Annotated in this window: 17 protein-coding genes; 2 read left to right on the top strand and 15 right to left on the bottom strand. The window is 52.5% G+C overall.

All coding sequences use genetic code 11. The features are described from left to right. Positions 1-12: 12 nt before the first annotated feature. The gene (locus EGM51_01690; GenBank protein QBG46176.1) at positions 13-1,290 is read right to left on the bottom strand and encodes a tetratricopeptide repeat protein; all 1,278 of its coding nucleotides are present in this window, start codon (positions 1,288-1,290) and stop codon (positions 13-15) included. A 135-nt stretch (positions 1,291-1,425) separates the two neighbouring features. On the opposite strand from EGM51_01690, the gene EGM51_01685 reads away from it, so the two are divergent. Continuing rightward, complete coding sequence (locus EGM51_01685) at positions 1,426-1,638, top strand: hypothetical protein (GenBank protein ID QBG46175.1); 213 nt, start codon at positions 1,426-1,428, stop codon at positions 1,636-1,638. Positions 1,639-1,672: 34 nt separating this feature from the next. Here EGM51_01685 and EGM51_01680 read toward each other — a convergent pair whose 3' ends face one another. Beyond that, positions 1,673-2,155, bottom strand: a complete 483-nt coding sequence (locus EGM51_01680; GenBank protein ID QBG46174.1) for a transcriptional repressor — start codon at positions 2,153-2,155, stop codon at positions 1,673-1,675. A gap of 140 nt (positions 2,156-2,295) precedes the next feature. Between EGM51_01680 and EGM51_01675 the strand changes: the two genes are divergently transcribed. Next, the gene (locus EGM51_01675) at positions 2,296-2,466 is read left to right on the top strand and encodes a 4Fe-4S dicluster domain-containing protein (protein QBG46173.1); all 171 of its coding nucleotides are present in this window, start codon (positions 2,296-2,298) and stop codon (positions 2,464-2,466) included. Between the two features lie 70 nt (positions 2,467-2,536). Here the strand turns inward: EGM51_01675 and EGM51_01670 are convergent, their stop codons facing one another. The 13 genes from EGM51_01670 to truA all read right to left on the bottom strand — a co-directional run bounded on the left by EGM51_01670 (position 2,537) and on the right by truA (position 18,060). After that, positions 2,537-2,974: a divergent PAP2 family protein gene (locus EGM51_01670; GenBank protein QBG46172.1), complete on the bottom strand. Its 438-nt coding sequence runs from the start codon at positions 2,972-2,974 to the stop codon at positions 2,537-2,539. Between the two features lie 30 nt (positions 2,975-3,004). Continuing rightward, positions 3,005-5,533 carry a hypothetical protein gene (locus EGM51_01665; protein ID QBG46171.1) on the bottom strand — a complete coding sequence of 843 codons (2,529 nt, stop codon included), beginning with the start codon at positions 5,531-5,533 and terminating at the stop codon, positions 3,005-3,007. After that, positions 5,534-7,318, bottom strand: a complete 1,785-nt coding sequence (locus EGM51_01660; GenBank protein ID QBG46170.1) for a DUF4340 domain-containing protein — start codon at positions 7,316-7,318, stop codon at positions 5,534-5,536. Between the two features lie 5 nt (positions 7,319-7,323). Next, a complete protein-coding gene (locus tag EGM51_01655; protein QBG46169.1) occupies positions 7,324-8,832 on the bottom strand; it encodes a hypothetical protein in 1,509 nt (502 codons plus the stop codon). After that, complete coding sequence (locus EGM51_01650; GenBank protein ID QBG46168.1) at positions 8,777-9,529, bottom strand: hypothetical protein; 753 nt, start codon at positions 9,527-9,529, stop codon at positions 8,777-8,779. Before EGM51_01650 ends, EGM51_01655 begins: the two co-directional genes overlap by 56 nt. Next, a complete protein-coding gene (locus EGM51_01645; GenBank protein ID QBG46167.1) occupies positions 9,529-10,467 on the bottom strand; it encodes an ATP-binding cassette domain-containing protein in 939 nt (312 codons plus the stop codon). Before EGM51_01645 ends, EGM51_01650 begins: the two co-directional genes overlap by 1 nt. Before the next feature lie 85 nt (positions 10,468-10,552). Then, complete coding sequence (locus EGM51_01640; GenBank protein ID QBG46166.1) at positions 10,553-10,756, bottom strand: hypothetical protein; 204 nt, start codon at positions 10,754-10,756, stop codon at positions 10,553-10,555. Then, a complete protein-coding gene (hisC, locus tag EGM51_01635) occupies positions 10,753-11,853 on the bottom strand; it encodes a histidinol-phosphate transaminase (GenBank protein ID QBG46165.1) in 1,101 nt (366 codons plus the stop codon). Before hisC ends, EGM51_01640 begins: the two co-directional genes overlap by 4 nt. Further along, complete coding sequence (gene hisD, locus EGM51_01630) at positions 11,819-13,126, bottom strand: histidinol dehydrogenase (protein QBG46164.1); 1,308 nt, start codon at positions 13,124-13,126, stop codon at positions 11,819-11,821. Before hisD ends, hisC begins: the two co-directional genes overlap by 35 nt. Positions 13,127-13,188: 62 nt before the next feature. Next, a complete protein-coding gene (gene mnmE / locus EGM51_01625) occupies positions 13,189-14,568 on the bottom strand; it encodes a tRNA uridine-5-carboxymethylaminomethyl(34) synthesis GTPase MnmE (protein QBG46163.1) in 1,380 nt (459 codons plus the stop codon). 159 nt (positions 14,569-14,727) lie between these two features. Next, positions 14,728-15,528 (bottom strand): M48 family peptidase, encoded by an 801-nt coding sequence (locus tag EGM51_01620; protein QBG46162.1) that lies wholly within the window; start codon positions 15,526-15,528, stop codon positions 14,728-14,730. Positions 15,529-15,709: 181 nt separating this feature from the next. Next, the gene (locus EGM51_01615; protein QBG46161.1) at positions 15,710-16,930 is read right to left on the bottom strand and encodes a DUF1015 domain-containing protein; all 1,221 of its coding nucleotides are present in this window, start codon (positions 16,928-16,930) and stop codon (positions 15,710-15,712) included. A 386-nt stretch (positions 16,931-17,316) separates the two neighbouring features. After that, a complete protein-coding gene (gene truA / locus EGM51_01610) occupies positions 17,317-18,060 on the bottom strand; it encodes a tRNA pseudouridine(38-40) synthase TruA (GenBank protein QBG46160.1) in 744 nt (247 codons plus the stop codon). Between the last annotated feature and the right edge of the window lie 56 nt (positions 18,061-18,116).

Genomic DNA, 18,116 nt, shown 5'->3' with positions numbered 1-18,116 from the left:
CGGAAAAAACGGTTACTGCTGCGGCGACGTCAGGATTTCGGCCTTCAGACCATCCTGTTTCGGCAGCGACAACTGCGGAGCAACGGTCGGATTCTTATCAGCTTCCATACTCCGAGCCACTTTTTCGAGCCATTTACGGAATTCCTCTCCACCAACCCTGTCCGCAAATACCTGGAACTGACGATCCTCGCGAACGGGATCGAGACGCGGATCCTGTACCCAGCCGATAACCACGGACTGCCCAAAAAGATGAGCGGCTTTCCCCAAAGTCTGAACCGTTTCATAGGCATGGCCCAGTTGCGCATGGCACACGGCCATTTTCTGATAATACGCCTGATTCCGGTAATTCTGCACCCGCAGCAACTCCAGCGTTTCCAACGCTTCTTCATACCGCTCCAGATACATATAAGCATCGGTCGTTTTTTCCAGCGAGGCGGTGTCGGACGGAGTCGAATTCAGCACACGCTCATAAGCGGCAATGGCATCTTCGAACTGTTCATTCATAAAGAGTGCATTTGCAAGACTTCGACCCACTTCCTCATCGTATTCATTTTCTTCAAGAAACCATCGGGCCAGAAAAACGACGGCATCGGCATCTCCACGTGCATCCAGCACCCGGATCAGCCTCACTTTCAACTCTGAACGCGATGGATCCATACTGAGCAGCCGGATATAGGAATTGGCAGCTTCGATGTACATGCCCTTCTCAAAATACAGTTCGCCCAGATGTTCCAGAGCCCCCATATGTACGGGGTTTATTTTCAACGCCTGCTGGCAGCGCTCAATTGCAAGATCATAGTTATTCCGCTGCACCAGGGGATCAGCCGAGCGCACCAGTCTTGATGCTTCTTTCCACATCTCAACCCGCTCGGCAAACTGTTTCCGACTGTCCTGATTCTCAATTCCGACATTTTCAGCAAGCGTCATTTCCTCCATCACAGGAGAGGTTTCATGCTGCTCCTGATGCTTCAGAAGAAGACTTTCTTCGTAAATACCGGTTCCCTTCCAGAGCACAAAGAAAAAGATGATAAGCAGTACCAGCAGGATCATGGCTTTCAGAATAGCAAGCAGTGCCATTTTTTCCCGAGGATCGATATTCTCCTTGCGGTGCCCCTGCACCGCCTGATGCCGACCGGTCTTCCGGACATGCCTCATTGATGTTTCATGCCGCTCCTGATACAGAGGCTGTTCAGAGGGCGACGCCGATGAATAGAAATCAGATTCAACTCCGATATAGTCGTATTTACGCGATGGGCCGGCATTCCCGTTCGATTGCTTTTTTTTACTCATAAAAATGATTTCCGCAAAAAACGCACAGGCAGTACGCAATTCTTTCTCTATATAAAGGGGTTGAAGTATTAAACGGCGAACGGTAAGAGTCAAGTTCCGCTCAAGTAACGGACAGACTAATTAACCGAGTAAAATATGACTACATTTTTAACATTATTTGCCGTTGTATCACTTTTCGTTGCAGTACCGCTGGGCATTCTGGCCACCATTAATACACTTCGCAAGAAGCAGCCCGGCTGCTCGGGATCACATGACTGTGTTGTTTATAAAGGTGAAAAAGTCATGTGCCCATCCTGCGAACTCAAAGAGCTCAAGGCCGAAATTGCTGCAGCGCAGCAACGGGCCTGACGTACTGAGCCTCTGAAAAAAGCAAAAGAGGATCTCAGCCCTCTTTTGCTCTGCACTCCTTACAGGTGCCGAAAATCACAATCCGGTGATTTCGTTCTTCAAATTCATACTCCTTACACGCTTTTTCTATAAGGACCATGATTTCATCATCGGCAAATTCGATAAACTGCCCGCATTTATCGCAGATCATATGCTCATGATGCGGATGGTTGAACGTATGCTCATAATGGGCATGCACATCCGTATCCCGGATCACCCGGACCAGTCCGGCCTCCTCCATTAACGCAAGCGTACGATACACCGTGCCACGGCTGACATGATTCATACCGCTCGAAAGCTCCGCCGCCAGATCATCAGCACAGAAATGGTCATGCCGCGAAAAAACCTGAGTCAGCACAATTTTCCGGGCCTGGGTCACCCGAGCATCTTTCTTTTTCAGAAACTCCACAAAAAGCGGCCACGCTTCCTCAACCGACTGCCTGACTTCCTCTGGAAGCTGTTGCTCATCAAAACTCATCTGCTGCAACTTTCTTTTTAAAATTGAATCTATATATAAACACGTTTATGGCTTACAATTGTTGATGTAATCAAGATTTTTACTGCTATATTGCCACGATTTACGAGATCCATAGAACCCATCAAAGAAGGAGCAGAAACATGGCTCATGTAATTTCCAGCGAATGCATATCCTGCGGGGCATGCGAATCCACCTGCCCGGTTGAGGCCATCAGCCAGGGCGACGACCAGTTTGTTATTGATGTAAACACCTGCACGGATTGCGGAGCCTGTATGGACTCCTGCCCGGTCGATGCCATTTCCGCAGGCTGAACAGGTATGTTGGCACTGACTGAAAGGCGGCCACCCGGCCGCCTTTTTATTTACTCCACCGCTCCGCAATCTAAGGATGAATAAAGCGGAAAGCCGCCATAGCGGTAAAAATACCGACAATGCATCCTATGAGCACTTCCAACCGGGTATGCCCCAGCAACTCTTTAAGTTTACTTTCGGAAAGATGGTGCTCATGCAGCAGTTCATCGACAATCTGGTTCAGAACTTTAGCCTGTTCCCCTGCCGCCTTGCGCACACTCTGAGCATCGAACATCACCACCACAGCAAATGCTGCCGCCAATGCAAAGACGGCCGAATCGAACCCTTCACATAAACCGAGCGATGTCGCCAACGATGCCGCCATAGCCGAATGGGCACTCGGCATGCCGCCGGTACTGACCATATAGCTGAAATCCAACCGTCTCGATTCAATCAGGCACGCGGTCATTTTTGCTGTTTGGGCAACCAGCCAGCCCAGCAGAGCGGCCCAGAAACTTGGATGTAGCATCGTAATTCCTCGCTTTATTTCCTGTATCTTCTATTCCGCGTGCTTCGACGCATCTTTTCCGGAATGCCCCATGGCCGGATTGAAATTGTTCAGGCTCCAGGACGGACTCTCCAGCGGACCGGTCAGCCTGAATTCAAAAAGTCTGGATATCGGCGATGTAATCATTCGGATCACTTTGTATAACCCCTTGTCACTCAGCATATTCACCTGAACTTTTGCATTATAGCCCTCAGCAAGTCCGTAGGTCCCATGCGCCGAAGCATGAAATACATCGCCGGAAAACAACGCATTCTCGGTTCGGATGAGTCCGTTATTCAGCGTAAAATCCATACTGAAACGCGTAATCGAGAAAAACTTGAAGCCCGGAGAAACAACGCGCATCATTTTTGAAAATCCTTTAAAAACCGGCACATCCGCCAGCTCACCCTCTTCCAGTTCCACATGTCCGGATCCCGAAGCTGAATCGAGAATATGCTGTTTCATATCGGCCGTCACAGCAACCTTGGCCGAAAGTTTTCCCTTTGTGCGCTCGCCGCACTTTTTTCCCGCATACTCAAGCATCTGTTTATAGTCAATCCCGTCCAGCTCCATATCCACGACATACGGCAAGTTGGTGCGCGAAGGATCAAGCGTAATGGAAAACGTACCGTTTCCTTTTCCTCCATACAGTCCATACGTGGCATTCGTTACGATAATATTAGGGCCCTCTCCGATAACTGTGGCAGAAACATCGTCCAAACCAACGATAATCGGGATATCCAACCGTTCCGCCTCGATCTCCGCTTCGAAATCGGTGAATTGCATCGTCTGCCATTCCAGAATCCCTTTGGCTTTAATCTTCGTATCCCCTGAGGGTTTCAGGTGCCTGCCGAAGAGCCCGAAATCCGGATAAACCGCCCGCTCCACCAGTTCCGGATTAATGCTGCCGAAGGCGTCGAAAGTTACGGAATCCTGCCTGAAATCAACGGCGGCGGATCCCTTCAGAAAATCCACTCCATCCATAACGGCAATGGGATCCAGCGTCAGCACCGCATTGCTGTAAAACGCCGAAATATTGATCTGCGGAATCAATGCCTCTTCAAAACCGGCATTCCGACCCACACCGTGAATATCCAGATAAAAGGTTTTCCAGTCCGTATAGTCAGCACCCAGCTCAAGCGAAATTTCCGGCTGCTCCTCCGGAAAATAAAATCGGTCGATCACATTGGTGGCAATCCGCACAATCGACAACGGCTTCAGCAGCAGATTCGGGTCAAAGCTTCCCTGCGCTGTCACACCGAACCGATGACGGCCGGCATCCCATTGAACCCGGCCGTTCACAGAACCGCCCCGCATAGAACTTCCGACTTCCGCCGCCCGCTCCTCCTGTCCGTCGATCGCCGCATGAATCCCCGTAATTTCAAACAGCTCATCTTTACGGCGGAAATCTCCTCGGACAGCTTCAAGAAGCAGCCCCGCATACGTAACATCGTTTACCGCAAACGAACCGGAAACCGAGTTCATCAGCTCTTCCGGTCTGCAGGAGTCCACCTGCAGTTGAAACTGAGGCAGCTCTTCAATCTGCAACTGGGCCTTTACCAGAAAATCCATGATCGGCTGCGGAGCCAGCAGGAGCAGTTTACTGCTGGTAATACGGTTCCCGATACCGCCCTCAATCATGCCCGTTTTCAGATTGTAAGAGGCCTCGGCGGAAATCATCTGCCCGTTCCGTTCAACCTCCATCCGCTTCACAATCAGATCGGGATAATGATACGAACCCTCAAACTCCAACCCGTCGAAATCAACCTTCCTGATCTCAAGATCCCGGGCATTAAGAACCAGGTCAAATGTGCTCCTCGCATAGTCTCTCGCATCCACGACAAACTTCAGATCCAGCCCGGCATCGCCATGAATTTTGAAGCTTCTGAACCGATTCTCCAACGCCTGGACCTCTTCCGCGCTGACAAACTTCGGGAAAAAACGTTTCAGAATATCCCCTGCAGAACGCCCCGATTGCAGCGTTTCGGAGCCGTCTTTTTTGATCAGCACCCCTTCAGCAGCAAAATCAATGCCCAGCCACGACATCCGGGCATCCGAGAACTCAACCCGTTCGGGAAACATCTCAATAGTCAGGCGTGCGGAATCCACACGACGCACAGGGCTGAGCACAGGAAGTTCGACCCCCCACTCGACAGATGGCGTAATGCGGATATCCTGGGCATCGACATCAATTTTCCAGCTCCCGCAATCCTCATCCCCGAACATATCCCGCCGTAAAACAAACATTTCCCGCACACGGAAAAGCGGTTCCAGATCGTGCGGATTCCGACTGTAATACTTCACATTTACAGCCTGCCAGCCGCGCAATGTGAGCCGCACACTTTCAACACTCACTGGAATGCCGGCGTTATTCACCCGTTTAATAATATGCCGAAGAACCGGCTGCGGAACACCGTATATCCGGAGAAAAACAAATACACAGAGCAACAGAACAGCAAGCACACATAAAAAGCGGACAAATTTTGTGACTACCCGATAGGTAATCTTTGCTGCACGTCTACTGATGGAACGACTGACCATTTATTCCGATGAAGGAGCAATCGGCTCCGTTTCTATGAGCAGATCGGATGTAAGAATTTCAATGGAAGGTTTATCCAGGAAAAAGACCACATCACGCCCCTTCACCATGGAATAATATCCTTCGGGCGTTTCCCGCCCGACCAGCAGAACACGACCAAGCTGATTGGTTCCGCTAAGACCGATATGCAGTTCCGCCACCGGGTTCTCCAACCCGTAAATATCCAGATCGCGGGGATTATAGGTAATGTACCCGGAAGTATTCACCTGCCGCAGTCCCCGCAGCAGCCGAGCCACACCCTCTTCATTCACCCGCACATTGCCATTGGTTTCAACCGGAATAAAACGGTCATCCTCAACCCGCTCAATGGTCTGCCTGCTTCCGGATTCCGTCTGCAGCGACAAACGGCTTATCTGATCCGCATCCAGTTTCCAGACATTCCGGTCTTTATAGATCAGCGGATCAATTACCGTGTCGGGAACCTTCTGCAGATTAATCCGGTAAAGATCCGGCTCACCGTCGATACGTACCAGCAGACCTTCACGGCTGTTCTTCGTGGAGAAGATTTCCAGACGGTTAGTGAATCCGGATTCGATCGAACCGAATTCAACAATCCAGTCCGGTGCCCCCACCACGGCCTCAACTTCGAACTCATGAATCACCGCATTCACCCAGAGCGTCACAAAGTCAGAAATGGGTTTGGGTTCAGCTTTCCAGACCACAGGACTCGTAATATTCCAATCCCTGGAACCGTCATATTCCATTTTCAGCTGATCCTCACCATGCGTAATACTGATGGAGGAAATGCTGTTCGGCGGAACCGACAGAACGCCGGCATCGCGGAACTGTTCAGCCGGAACGTTCGAAAGATCACGCAGCTCGGCCGACACCGTGAATACAGACGTATCATCAGCCCGACGGGCATAGATATAGCCGGGCTTATCCGGGTTATCAATCCCCAGAACCAGCAGGCGCGAAGCCCCGTCAGCCTGAATCACGGAAATCTGCTGCGTATCACCCTGCAGACCGTAAACGGAAAAATCAGAAACATTATCCTGAATAAACTGCTCAATTCTGAAACTGTAGATTTTATTGATAAACAGACCGACTTCCTTGGGGTCTGCCGGTGCATTGACCGCCTGTTGCACCCGCCAGCCTTCTTTGGGATCTTTCACCAACTGCACAAAACCATTCGACCCGCGCATTTCAACCCGGCGTACGGCCGCCGCATCGCCGGGAAACAGAACCCGGTCGCGTAGCGTATCCGGCGATTTAGGGATCACAAGCAGCAACTTATCCGGAATCGTGTAGATATTCTCATCGGCACTGCTTTTGACGTATACCATTCCCCCCAGCGCTGACTTTTTTCCGACCAGCCAGCTGTGCCCGCCCTGGTGATCAACGGAAGTGATCACGGCAGTCGGTGCATCAAACCCGTATTCAGCCGGATCGAGACCGCGTATTGACAGCTGCTTTTCTGTAATGGTCGTTCCTTTTCCGAACGAATTCAGTCCGGCAATCATCCGGTGGATGAGAGCTTCATCGGCGGCCCCCATACTGCCGTCCTTTTCGCCCGCCAACCAGATACCGTTTTCCCGCACACAGCGAACTGTCTGATTGGAAACCGTAAATTCAATAGACTGCAGCGTCTGAGCATCAAGATTGAATAACCGGACCTGCTTCAACTCACGATACGGCGTTTTGGCACGCCAGGTTTCCTGGGCCCAGATAATGATGCCCAGCACAATGATACTGATCAGCAGAACAAATGTGGTTCTCCCTTTCATACGTCCTATTTCCTCCTGCGTGCCCAGACCAGCAGGCCCAACACCATCGCCACTCCGGGAATGGCGGCCACATTAATCCAGAACAGTTTCTGCAGCTCGGAACGCGAAAGGCTCAGACGAACCTCTTCAATCGGTTTCGGCGCAATGGCAATCAGTTCTTCCCGCTCAAGCAGCCAATTGAGTGCACTCATGAACAGATCCTTATTTCCGCCCACCATACTGCCATTGCCCGCAAAATCAGAATCCCCGAAAACCACCATGCGGGACGGCCGGATCTGCACATCAAGCATGGTTTCAGATGCCCCGCGTTCAATCGCAACACCCAGCGAAATCGGCCGTTCACTGTCATCTCCCGCAATATCGCCTTTTTCCGGCTCAAACTTGGCGGTGGATTCCTCCACCTGCATTTCCGACCAGCTCTTTTCAGAGGTAAAAAACAACGGCACCACCGAAGGACGGTCCTCCGATGAACCACCGGCCTGTTCCGAAGGCATAATCGAACGCGGCAGAATGAACTGCACAATCGAATTCATCTCCATACAGATCGGATGGGCATTGTACCGGCGAATATGCACATCGCTGCCGCGCAGCGTATTTTCCGGGTCCACCACGATGTCATTACGGAGTTCAACCCCCCAGCGCTCCAGCATCGACTCCAGCCCCGTTTCTTTAAGCGCATCAAGCAGGATAAAGACCCGCCCGCTTCGGCTCAGGTAATCCTCTATCATTTCCACTTCGATCGAACTCATCTTTTTCGAAGGTCCGGGAATCACCAGCGCCGCCGCATCCTCAGGGATGCCCTTTTCTCCGCTGAGCATCAGCTCCTCAACCTCAAGATTATCCTGAAGCAGTGCCGTTCCGATATCGGAATAACCGGCCATCTGATCAAAATCCGTAATACGCTGCTCACCATGCCCCACCAGGAAATAGACTTTAGGGGTATCTCCCTGAATCAGACCGTAAATTGCACTGGTAAAAGCCTGCTCTCCCTTGAACGCCGTAATCACCGGCTCTTTGATTCCTTTGACACGCTTCATTTCGGCAATATCGGTCTGCTTAATCACACGGAAACTCTCGCCGACATCAAACACCACCACCTGCGCTTCAGTCAGATTATACTGCCCCGCCAGTTTTTTAGTCAGTGCCACATCCCGCGCCGGATCCACCCACTCCACGCGGATGTTGCGCGAATGATATTCATACTCCGCGAGCAGATTTTTCACATCATCATGCAACGCATGCTCTTCCTGAAAAAAAACTGTAATCCTGACTTCATGCTCCAGGTCCCGCAACAGATTCCGTGTTTTTTCGGAGAGCTGATAATAGGTCCTGCCGCTGAGATTCATCCGCACCGGATTGCGCATCGCAAGAAAACTGATCATCTGAACCAGCACAAATGCCAGCAGAACCGCCACAATAGAATTTAAATTGGTAAGAAATCGCTTCATATCAATGCGCCTAAACCCGTCGACCTTCCACCACGCGTACTGCAGCAAACAGGAACCACGCAGCATGACTCAGATACATCACCACCACCCGGCTGTCCACAATACCGCGCGAAAATTCCATCATGTGAGCAAACGAAGAATAATACTGTCCGACAATCCGGATACTCTGACTCTGCGCCGTGTAGGCCATATACATCGACACAAACAGCGATCCGATCAGAATCGCGAACCCGCTGATCGCCGCAACAATCTGATTCGAAGTCAATGTGGACATAAACAAACCAATCGCAATGTAAAGCGCACCCACCAGGATGACACCCAACGCACCCGCCTGCAGTGCACCCAGGTCCGGAAATCCCGTCACCTCAGCAGGTGCCGTTTTGATCTGAAAATAAGTATAAGCTATTGAGGGAAGCCACAATACGATATAAAAAACCAATGCTCCGAAAAATTTTGCCAGCACCAGTTCGGGGACCTTCACCGAAGTGGTCAGCAACGCCTCCAGTGTACCCAGTTTACGCTCCTCGGCAAAAAGACGCATCGTAATCAGCGGAACAATCACCGGAATCGCAAACGGCAGCACAAAACCGCTGAACATCCATTGCGAAGCCGTAGTCAGCGATTCCCCGTGCGCCAGATTAATCAGAAGCCAGTAAAAGTTGCCGCCGGTCAGAATCCAGAAAAAAAACATCACCACATAGGCAATCGGAGAATAAAAACACGTACGCAGTTCTTTCTTCAATAAGCAGAGAAAGACACTCATTATTTCCCCTCCTTCCTGCTCGTAATCTGAACAAACGTATCTTCCAGCGAATGCTGCTGTTCCGAAAGTTCACGCAAAGCCCAGCCCCTGGCCACCGCCAGATTATAGAGATCCACACGCATCGCTGCCGAATCAGCCTCGATTTCCAGCCAGAGCCAGCCGTCGGCCAGCTCATTCGCACTGCGCACATCCAGTCCATCCAGTCGGCTCACCGCCTCCACCGCCGCTTCTTTTTCAGCCATGATCTCCATTTCAATAATCGAACAGGCCTGCAGCTGCCGATGCAGGTTCTCCTCAGTATCGGACGCCACAATCCGCCCTTCGTTAATGATAAGGATCCGTTCACAGATCGCCTCCACTTCCTGGAGAATATGGGTGGAAAGCAGCACCGTATGCCGCTCCGCCAAATGAGTGATCAGATCTCGGACCTGCCGGATCTGAAAGGGGTCCAGTCCCACCGTCGGCTCATCCAGCACCAGCAGATCCGGGTCATGAACCATGCTGTCGGCCAGCCCCACACGCTGCCGGTATCCTTTGGAAAGCTGACCGATAATCCGCTTTCCAACCTCTGTAAGTCCGCACAGCTCCTTGACTTCGTTCACCTTGCTCCGACGAATCGAAGTTTTAACGCCTTTGAGCGACGCGCGGAATTTCAGATATTCATCCACCCGCATTTCAGGATAAAGCGGACAGCTTTCCGGAAGATACCCGACCCGCCGGCGGACCTCCTGCGGCTCCCTGGAAATATCAAATCCAGCGACTTCAATGGTCCCCGAATTCATAGGCAGGTAGCCGGTCAGCATACGCATAGTCGTCGTTTTCCCCGCCCCGTTAGGACCGAGAAAGCCGACGATTTCTCCCCGGCCCACTTCAAACGAAATATTATCCACCGCCAGTCGCGCCGGATATTTTTTCGTAACCCCAGATACCTTAATCATATAAACGTCCGTCTAATTAAAGCGTTGCATTATGCCCGAAGCCCCGGTTCAGTCAAGCAACCGGAAACGCTCAGACCCCTCGAAATCAGTGTCCGCAATCCCTGCAGAAATTTTCCACCGAACGATCCCACCCGGCCTCGCCTTCCTTCGAAAAAAAACAACCCGGAATAGCATTCTTTGCCCGATGATATGCCACGCACTCGCAGCACATGCCCTTTTTATCACAATCATAGGTACACGTACACTGTTTCAGATTATCCGCTCTGTTCACACAGATTCCAGCCATCATTCAACTCCATTCAGAACAGCTTCAGTCGCATCCAGAAACTTCAGCATCTCCGGGGCCGTGCCGATCGTCACACGAAGATAATCCTTCGTCCGCTCATCCTTCCCGAAATAACGCACAATGATATTTTTCTTCCGCAACGCTTCAAACAGCTCCTTCGCACTGATGCCCTGCGGCTTAACCCACAGGAAATTTGTCTCCGATTTCCCCACCTCAAAACCGAACGCCTCCAGTTTCTCCGTCACCATCCTGCGCGTCTCGATAATCGCCGAAACATTGGCCTTCATCGTTGCCTGATCAAGAATTGCCACCCGTGCAATCTCCTGCGTCAGGTAATTCACGTTATACGAATCCTTGATTTTATACATCGCGCCGATCAGCTCCGCGCAACCCACGCAGTAACCCAGCCGGATCCCAGCCAGTGAATAGGACTTCGACAGCGTACGCGCCACAATTACATTGTCATACTTCAGTGCCAGATCCATGCAGTTCTCTGCCGCAAAATCGGCATACGCCTCGTCAATCAGCACCACTCCGCCGAAATTCTTCACAAAATCTTCAATCGAAGACCGGTCATACGAAAAACTCGTCGGCGCATTCGGATGCGTCAGAAAAAACAGCGAAGCCGAATAATCCGCAGGCATCTGCCAGCCATACTCCGCATCCAGCGGCACCGGCTTTTTCTCCACATCCTCAATATCCGCCAGAACCGGATAGAGTGAATACGACGGATCAAAATAACCGACCGATCCATCACGCTCCACAAACGCCCGGATGCAGAGCGCCAGCACTTCATCCGAACCGTTGCCCACAAACACATGGTCCACATCGCAGCCATGCAGCTCCGCAATCGCTTTACGCAGCTCCAGACATACCGGGTCCGGATAGCGCGACAGCACCGAAATATCAATCATCGATAAAATATCCTGCACATCCGGTGACGGCAGATACGGATTTTCATTCGTATTCAGCTTAACAATATCGGCCTCCTTCGGCTGTTCGCCGGGAACATAGCCCTCCATTGCCTGTACTGATTTTCTGATTAAATCGCTCATTTCAGCTTTCTTATTTTTCAAAACGAATCGTTGCCGAACGGGCATGACCGTCAAGAGTTTCAATACGCCCGAAGGCCTCAACCACCGGAAGCGTCTCTTCCAGATCCTCTTTCGTAAACTGAATCAGGCTGACGCGCCGGCGGAAATCCTCCACCGTCAAACCGGAAAAATAGGCCGCCGTACCCCCCGTCGGCAGTACATGACTCGGCCCCGCCGCAAAATCGCCCACCGACTCCGGCGTCCACTCACCGATAAACAGCGCACCGGCATTATGGACCTTATCCGCCCATTTTTCCGGATTTTTACAGATCAGCTCCATATGTTCCGGCGCAAACCGGTTACACAGCAGCATGCCCTCTTTCATACTTTTCACCACAACAAGCAGCATACCGTTTTCAAGCACCTGTTCCACCGGTTCGGTACGGCTCAGCTCCTTCGCCTGCCGGAGCACCTCTGCACGGACCGCTTCGGCCTGTTTCTGCGACGTCGTCACCAGCAGGGCCTTTTCAGAACCGGTACCGTGTTCCGCCTGCGACAGCAGGTCCGCCGCCACGTGTGCCGGATTCGCAGAGGTATCGCAAAGTACCGCAATTTCGCTCGGTCCCGCCACCATATCAAGCGCCACATCTCCATACACCTGACGTTTCGCCGCCGTCACGTACGGCCCGCCCGGCCCGACAATTTTCCGGACTTTGGCAATGGATTTTGTTCCGTACGCCATGGCGCCGATCGCATGAACACCTCCAACCTTATAAATCTCCATCGCACCGGCCAGATTCAGCGCATAAAGCACATACGGATTCAGATTGCCGTCCTTATCCGCCGGCGAACAGGCCACAAGCTCCTGCACTCCAGCCACTTTCGCCAATGTCAGCGTCATCAGCGCCGTCGAAGCCAGCGGCGCCGCACCGCCCGGAATGTAGGCTCCCACGCGATCATACGGCACAAACTTTTCGCCCAGCATCCCCCCCTTCGGCGTAGCCATCTGCCAGTCCTCACGCAAACCGCCGATCGAAAATTCGGTAATGCGCTTATGCGCCTCCTGCGCCGCCGCCTTGAACTCGTCATCCACCAGCCGTTCAGCATCCGCGATTTCCTGGTCCGTCACGCGAATACGGCGGGTCGACATATTGGAACCGTCATACAGTCGTGCGCAGTCAATCACGGCCTTGTCACCGCGCTCTTTCACATCAGCCAGAATCCGCGCCGCCGCTTCCATGGCCTTTTCTTCAACCGACGGGCGCAACAGAAAATCATCGACCTTCTTATATTTTTTATCCGTGCCCCATTTCACTATCGGTGCAAAACTTCTGCTCATAACTCAATCCTCATAAATTCCAAAGGGTGCAAAATCTACCCCTATACGGCGAGTTTTCAACCTTATTTACCAATACAGAAGCGCGAAAAAATGTTATCGAGCAGTTCTTCGTGGTACGTCCGGCCGGTCACCTGACCCAGATATTCCAGTGCTGTACGCAGATGCTCCGCCGCCAGCACCGCATTTTCCTCCACATTTTCATTCAGAAAAGCCCGCGCCTGCTGTGCTTCACGATGGGATTCCACCAGCAGATGACGGTGACGTTCCGAGATTACCGCATGCGGCGGGGCCGTCAAATCAGCTCCCAGCTCCAGCTTTTCAGCCATCGCCTTTTTCAACGCCTCAATGCCCTCTCCGGTTTTCAGCGAGGTTTCAACCCGTGAAACCGGAAACCTGTAATCTGAAACCAGATTGCCCTGATCAATCTTGTTGAGGATGACGACGCTGCGTTCCGGAACCAGTTTTTTCAGCCGGGCCTTATCCTCATCATGCAGCGGCTGCGACGCATCGATCAGATACACCGAAAGATGCGCCTCTTCCAAATGCGCCTCTGCGCGGCGAATACCCTCAGCCTCAATTTCGTCATCGGTTTCCCGAAGTCCCGCCGTATCAATAATCCGCAGCGGAATACCGTTGAGCACAAACCCTTCTTCAATGGTATCGCGCGTCGTACCCGCCGTGCTCGAAACAATCGCCCGGTCAAATCCAAGCAGCGCATTCAAAAGCGTCGATTTACCGGCATTGGGCCGCCCGAGAATCACCACCCGCGCACCTTCGCGCAGTAAACGGCCTTCATCCCACGTATCCAGCAGACAGTCCAGTGACTGAAACGTGCGATCCAGCAGATCGGCAATTCCTGAAAAAACATCATCCGGAAGCTCGTCCTCCACAAAATCGAGCGTCGTCTCAAGATTGGCAGCCACTTCGAGAAATGCATCATAGATCACATTAAACTGCCGGCTCAGCTTCCCTTCCATCTGTTCAAGCGCCGCCGATGCTGCACGGTCGGACCGCGCACGGATCAAATCAAAAATGCCCTCGGCCTGCAGCAGATCGATGCGCCCGTTCAAAAAAGCCCGTTTCGTAAATTCACCCGGTTCCGCCATTCGCGCACCGGCCTCGAGCGCACGGCGCAGAATACGGCGCATACCGACCGCTCCGCCGTGCCCCTGAATTTCCACCACATCCTCACAGGTATAGCTTTTCGGCGCCCGCATGATCAGCGCCAGGCCGGTATCAATTTCCGCTCCGGCGGAATCAATGATTTTCCCATAGGCAAAGGTGCCGTGGTCGCGCCGCGAAACCGGCGTTTTATCCAACGGCCGGAAAAGTTCATCCGCAATCGTCCACACATCAGGGCCGGAAATCCGCACAATACCGACTCCGCCCTCCCCGGGCGGTGTGGCAATCGCTGCAATTGTATCTGGATTATAAAGTGACATGCGCGGGATGATAGCGGTTTCCGGACATTGGAAAACAAAAAAGCCCCGACTCAACCATCAGGGCTCGAACTTTAATGCATTTTGCCCGGCACAGGATTTTACCGCTCCTGTACACGCACAAACACAATCCGGTTATTCGACAGAATGTTCCGGATCAGGCTACGGCCTCGGCCGATAATACTGCATTGCTTCCGGTAGATGTTCACGAATGTCCTGGACGCGGGTTTCGTCCGAAGGATGCGTACTGAGAAATTCCGGCGGTTTCTCCCCGCCCGCTTCGGCCATGCGCTGCCAGAAATCAACCGCCGCCTCAGGATTATATCCGGCCATCGCCATAAAAATCAGCCCCATGTGATCGGCCTCGCTCTCGTGCAGGCGGGAATACGGCAGGATGCCGCCAAGCTGTGTTCCGATGCCATAGGCCGCCAGAATCGCTTCCTGATATTCGCTGTCCTTCGCCATCCAGGCCGTCAGGATGCCCCCTCCCGCCACCGCCATCTGGTGACTGACCCGCTCGTTGCTATGCCGGGCAATGGCATGCGCGATTTCATGCCCCATCACCACCGCCACGCCGGTTTCATCCTGCGTATACGGCAGGATGCCGGTATAAAACGCCACTTTTCCGCCGGGCATACACCAGGCATTGGGTACATCCTCTTCAATAAGATTGAACTCCCAGTCAAAACCGGCCACTACATCCGACTGATTCCGCTCTGCAAAATACTGCTCGACGGCTTCAGAAATACGCGCACCAACCCGCCGGATCATTTCTGTCTGCTCTTTGTTTTTCGAAAGCGGACCTTCCTTGATGACCTGTTCATAGCTCGCGGCACTTTCAGGAATGAGTTGAGCATCGGAAACCAGACTCAACTGTTTACGTCCTGTAATCGGAACCGTGGAACAGCCGGAAATAAACAACAGCAATATCAGTGCCCCGAGAGCATTCGGTATTCTTCTCATAAATCACCCTTAATTTAGCAGATTGAACTTCAGCATAGATCCTGCCGACCGGAAATTCAACGCCATCCTGCCCCTCGGCAGACGCTGCCCTGACCCAGAAAAGCCGCCGATTAAACATCAATCCGGAATCCAATCCGTAATTTTCCGTTTCATCCGCGGCTTTTCGACTGCACCATGCAAATCAGTCCAGCGTATTCACCAGCAGACCGGAACGCAGCTTCGGTTCAAACCAGGTACTCTTCGGCGGCATCAGCATGCCGGCATCGGCCACAGCAAACAACTGCTCCATCGAAGTCGGGTACATCGAAAACGCCATCACCGCACGGCCGGCATCGACCCATTTCTCCAACTCTTCGGTACCCTTGATTCCACCGATAAAATCGATGTCGTTGCTTTCACGCGGATCTTCAATATTCAGAATCGGGGCCAGCACATCATTCTGGAGAATACTCACATCGAGCGACGCCACCGGATCGGAGGCATCGGGCATCTTTTTCGGCGTCAACGTCGACCATTCCCCCTTCATATACATGCAGATCTCGCCGGATTTCTCCGGAACGGCCTTACCGTTTTTCTCAACCGTAAATTTTTCCTCCAGCTTACGGAAAAACTCCTCTTCCGTACCCGGCAGCGCAAGAATAACCCGGTTGTAGGCCAGAATCTTCAGTTCACTTTCCGGGAACATCACCGCCAGAAAATAGTTGTAAGGTTCGTCACCGGTATGGTTCGGGTTCGCATCACGACGCATCGCACCGACTTTCGCGGCCGATGCCGAACGATGATGCCCGTCCGCCACATACGTCGCCGGAATCTCGCCGAAGGCCGCTTCCAGCTCCGCCACATTGCCCATTTTCCAGACCGTATGGATCACGCCGTCTTCCGCAGTAAAGTGATAAAGCGGCTCGGTACTTTTGGTGACTTCCACCAGCGCGTTGATTTTTTCGGAATCGCGGTAGGCCAGAAAGACCGGCCCGGTGTTGGCGTTCTGAGTATCCACATATTTAATGCGATCCTCCTCTTTCACCCGGCGCGTCTTTTCGTGGATCTTGATTTTTCCCTCTTCGTAATCTTCGAAATGGCAGGTCGCCACAATACCGTACTGCAGGTGATCGCCCATCTGCTGGGAATAGAGATAAAACGCCGGCTCTTCTTCGCGGATCAGAATCCCGTCATTTTTAAAACGTTCAATGTTCGCCTTGGCCTGCGCATACACCGCATCGCTGTACGGATCCGTGCCTTCCGGCAGATCGATTTCTGCGCGGACCACATGAAGAAAGCTCTCCGGATTGCCTTCCGCCAGCGCCGCTGCGCCTTTCGTATCCACCACGTCATAGGGAACCGATGCCACGCGCTCCGCTTTACCTTCCGCCGGACGCCACGCTTTGAATGCCTTAACTCTCATCTCAAAATCCTCCGTATGGGGAACCCATCGGTTCCGGTTGATCGCACATCGTTATTCGTTTTCGGATCGCTTTCTCACCATATAACCAATAACCATTAACTTTTAACGGCCTCAAAGAGACCCGAATCAAAGTCGCAAACCATAGTTGTCCCCTGCCCCCATGTCAAAACCGGCCTCGGTAAAATCGGATGATTCATGCAATGAAAGTGCGCAACCGTTCACGGAACTTCTCCTCTGCTTCAATAACATTACCGCCAGAGCCGACTCCGCCCGGCGACGGGCATTCAGCAACACATCAGAAAAACCATCAGGACCCGATTCCCGGTGAAATACGCCGAGCTGAAATCACTACAGGGCTCTTACTGCGGCCTGCCTGCAAAACATGCTTAATAGAAAACTTTCCAGAGAAACAGCCCCTGGGGCTGGGCGGTCTGCACCACGGCGGTCCGTTTGCCGTGCGCAAAAATTTCATTAATAATCCCGGGTTCGCGGCGCCCGATCCCGACATCAATCAGAATACCGGCCAGACTGCGGACCATTTTATACAGAAATCCGTTGCCCTGCACCTCGAGCGTAATATCGGCACCATGCTTGCGGACCTTGAACGAATGAATGGTACGAACGGTTCCATTGAGCTCGCGTTTCGGGTTGGCTGAAAATGCGGCGAAGTCGTGTTCCCCCACCAGCAGTTCCGCCGCGGCACGCATGCGCTCCACATCGAGCGGGCGGCCCTCCTGCAGACGGTACAACCGCTTGGTCGGCGGAACAATCAATCCATTGTAGATGAAATAACGATACTCTTTTCCGACAGCACTGAAGCGCGCATGAAAATCGTCGGGCACCTGCTGGAACGACGTCACACGGATGTCCCGGTCCAGCTGCGCATTAAGGCCGCGCATAAAATACCGGGTATCCACTTTTTTCGGCAGAACAAAATGCGCCACCTGCGCACGGGCATGCACTCCGGCGTCAGTCCGGCCGGACGATTCAACACGAACATGCTGCTGATTCGTCATCTCGGCCAGCAGCCGCTCCAGCTCGCCCTGCACCGTCCGGTGATCCGGCTGCACCTGCCAGCCGGAATAATGGGTGCCGTCGTAAGAAACTGTAATTTTATAGCGCGTAGACATAAGGCCGCATAACTTCCAATCATTGGAAGCATTGAGCAAGTTTTTTCCTCCCCATG

This window comes from Verrucomicrobia bacterium S94, assembly GCA_004299845.1.
Taxonomy (GTDB): Bacteria; Verrucomicrobiota; Kiritimatiellia; order Kiritimatiellales; family Pontiellaceae; genus Pontiella.
This window is presented reverse-complemented; position numbering and strand designations above follow the sequence as displayed.